Source organism: Micrococcus sp. HMSC31B01, from assembly GCF_001816085.1.
Classification (GTDB): domain Bacteria; phylum Actinomycetota; class Actinomycetes; order Actinomycetales; family Micrococcaceae; genus Micrococcus; species Micrococcus luteus.
Map to the genome: position 1 here is coordinate 1 of NZ_KV825426.1, position 3,041 is coordinate 3,041.

2 protein-coding genes, 1 tRNA gene and 1 pseudogene are annotated in these 3,041 nt (G+C 72.4%); 2 read left to right on the forward strand and 2 right to left on the reverse strand.

Features of this window, described 5'->3' with window-relative positions; all coding sequences use genetic code 11:
- The first annotated feature begins 146 nt into the window (after positions 1-146).
- Positions 147-238 (forward strand) — tRNA-Ser (locus HMPREF3105_RS11815).
- Positions 239-315: 77 nt separating this feature from the next.
- Here the strand turns inward: HMPREF3105_RS11815 and HMPREF3105_RS11820 are convergent.
- The gene (locus HMPREF3105_RS11820; RefSeq protein ID WP_070709792.1) at positions 316-1,167 is read right to left on the reverse strand and encodes a hypothetical protein; all 852 of its coding nucleotides are present in this window, start codon (positions 1,165-1,167) and stop codon (positions 316-318) included.
- Between the two features lie 196 nt (positions 1,168-1,363).
- Between HMPREF3105_RS11820 and HMPREF3105_RS11825 the strand changes: the two genes are divergently transcribed.
- Positions 1,364-2,674: a polysaccharide deacetylase family protein gene (locus HMPREF3105_RS11825; RefSeq protein ID WP_070709794.1), complete on the forward strand. Its 1,311-nt coding sequence runs from the start codon at positions 1,364-1,366 to the stop codon at positions 2,672-2,674.
- Positions 2,675-2,719: 45 nt separating this feature from the next.
- Here the strand turns inward: HMPREF3105_RS11825 and HMPREF3105_RS11830 are convergent.
- Positions 2,720-3,041 (reverse strand): annotated as a pseudogene (locus HMPREF3105_RS11830) (MFS transporter); the annotation flags it as partial.

Below are 3,041 nucleotides of genomic sequence, written 5' to 3' on the forward strand. Positions count from 1 at the left end.
GCCCCGGATCCATGGATCCGGGGCCCCGCTCGTGCGCGATGGTGATCCGTCCGTGAGCACGCCGCTCCTTTGCCCTGCCCTGGCCTGGCGCGCTAAGCTGAACCGGTCTGGCCGCGCGTCGCCCCGTGCGAGGCGCGCCGGATGGAGGAGACGTGCCAGAGCGGCCGAATGGACTTCACTGCTAATGAAGGGCTCGACGAAAGTTGGGCCGGGGGTTCAAATCCCCCCGTCTCCGCCAGAGAGGGCCGGAATCCACGCGATTCCGGCCCTCTTCGCGTCTGTACGCGGGGACCTGACATGCCGACCGGCTGGTGACTAGCCCTCCCCGCGACGCTCGCGCATGCGGCGCAGCAGCTCGTACGCCTCTGGCACGGAGAGCTCCGAGTGGCTGGACAGCTGGACGGCGGCGGACTCGAGGTTGCCGTCCCGCACCATGGCGGCGAGCTGGTCGCGCAGCCACGGCGGCAGGTCCTGCGAGGAGAGGCGGACGGACTCCGTCCCCCGCATCACCTCGACCTCGAAGGGGAGCTCCTCCTCGGCGGGGGCGGCGGTCCACTCGGCCGGGACGGTCAGGGTCGTCAACTCGTCGGCAGACGGCGCCGTCGGACGCGGCGCGGCCGAGGCGTGGTCGGTGTCCTGCCGGGCGTCGTCCTCGGCCACGGCGTCAGAGGTCTCGCGATCGGGCGTCTGGGCGTCCGGCTCCCCCCGCCCGCTCGAATCCTGTCCGGGCCGCTTCGGCCCGGGGGTCTCGGCCGGGGCCGCGTCGTCCCGGTGGGGCTCCCCATGGTCGCCGGGAACGGGCCCCGCGACTCCGGCGGACGTGGCGTCCGGTTCCTGCACCGGCTCGGAGTAGACCTGCGGATGCACGGCGAGGGACTGCACGTCCATGACGGCGTCCTTCAGGCCACGTCCCGTGTGGGCGCGGTAGTCGCGCACGGCCTCCATCACGCGGTTCTGGGCGATGTGCCCGTACACGCGCCGATGGGCGTTCTCGTCCAGCAGCCCCGCCGCCAGACGCGCTCGCTCCGGCCCGATGTCCAGCCCGCGACCGGACGGCGTGCGCGGGTCCGCCGCCTGACGCGCTCGACCGGCCGACATCCACCGGGCGGCGGCGAACGCGAGGGCGCCGATGACGACCACCGCGAGGACAGGGACGAGATATTCCATGCCTCCAGTCTAGGTGTGGCCCGCGAGGGCCATGCCGGCGGCCGCGGCGCCACATCACAACCTGGTCACAATTCTGCCAGGGCTCCAGAGCCACCGGGGGGCCTCCCCTACGGTGGAATGTGGAGTCCTCCGTGTCTGGTCACGGCGGCCATGGAGGAGACACTCCGCCCGCCACTCGACCGAGCCAGGAGACCGCATGTCCTTCCCCCGCCCGTCCGCCCGCACCGTCGACACCCCCTCGTCCCGGCGACGCCGCTGGTGGGGGACGTCGGTGGCGCTCGCCCTCGTGCTGGCCGGCTGTGCCGCCCCGCAGGGGGACGAGGGGACGGCGGCCGCGCCGTCGGGCTCCTCGGACGCCCCGGCGTCGTCGCAGGGACGGTCCTCGGATGCGGCGTCGTCCGGTGAGGGCTCGCCGTCGGCCGCCGCAGACCCCGCGGACCCCGCGCTCCCCCTGGCCGCCCGCTCCCATGAGGGCGTGCCGATGCGGGCCTTCACGGCGGAGGAGCGTCCGCCGCAGTTCGTCCTCTTCTCCTTCGACGGCGGCCGTCAGGACGCGCGCTGGAAGACCTTCCTGGACGCGGCGGCGGACTCCGACGCGAAGTTCACGGTGTTCCAGTCGGCGATCAACCTGATCGAGACCGCCAATCGGGAGAACTACACGGCGCCCGGCAACGAGCCCGGCTACGTGGGCACGGAGTTCGGCGGCGACGAGGCCGAGGTGGCGCAGCGCATCGAGAACATCAACACGGCCCACGCCGCCGGCCACGAGATCGGCACCCACTACGCGGGTCACCTGTGCGCCCTTGCGACGTACGGCGGCGACAAGTGGTCGACGGCCGAGTGGGAGCAGGAGTACGGCTCGTTCACGGACATCCTCTCCGACCCCGGCGCCTACAACCCGGGCAGCACCCTGCCGACGCTGGAGGTCACCCCCGAGGACGTCAAGGGCGGACGTCTGCCCTGCCTCGACGGGGAGTGGGACCAGCTCGTCCCGATGTGGAAGGACAACGGACTCGAGTACGACACGTCCCGTGCCGCGGCCGCCTCCGGCGTCGCCTGGCCCTACCAGGAGGACGGGATCTGGGAGTTCGAGATGCCGATGACCTGGTCCCCCGTGCTCGCCGAGAAGGACGCGGCCAGCCCGTTCGTGATGGCGATGGACTACAACTTCTGGATCTCCGGCAACGGCGGCAAGGACATCCCCGAGGACGTCTCCCGACTCACCGACTTCCAGTACCGCACCTACCGCTACATGTACGACTCGGCGTTCGCGGGCAACCGCGCCCCGCTGGTCTTCGGCAACCACTTCAACGACTGGGGTCTCAACGCGTTCAACCCGGCTGTGGAGAAGGTCATGCGCGAGGTCTGCGTCGAGGAGGACACCTACTGCGTGACCTACCAGCAGATGATCGCGTGGCTCGAGCTGCAGGACCCGGAGGTCCTCGCCACCTGGCGCGACCAGGCCCGGTCCGCCACCGGCACGGATGCCGAGGCCCTCGGCTGGTGACCCGCGGGTCGACCCGCTGACACCCGCCCCCACGACGGCCCCGGCTCAGCGCGCCGGGGCCGTCCCGCGCCCGCGCAGCACGACGACGGCGCTCGCCAGGGCGGTCAGCACCAGGGCCAGGACCATCAGCACCGTCCCCGGCCACCCGTGGGACTCGTGGAACACGCCGCCCAGCCAGCCGAAGAGGCTCGAGCCGGCGTAGTACGCGAAGTTGTACAGGGAGGTCGACTGGGCGCGGCCCGCGGGGGCGGCCGTCCCGGACCACGCGGAGGCCACGGCGTGGGCGGCGAAGAACGCGCCCGTCGCGAGCACGAGGGCGGGCACCAGCACCGCCGGATGCGGGACCGACGTGAGGGCGACGCCCGCC

Coding starts and splice junctions, on each gene's coding strand:
- HMPREF3105_RS11820 (WP_070709792.1), bottom strand. CDS start 1,167: ATGGAATATCTCGTCCCTGTCCTCGCGGTGGTCGTCATCGGCGCCCTC.
- HMPREF3105_RS11825 (WP_070709794.1), top strand. CDS start 1,364: ATGTCCTTCCCCCGCCCGTCCGCCCGCACCGTCGACACCCCCTCGTCC.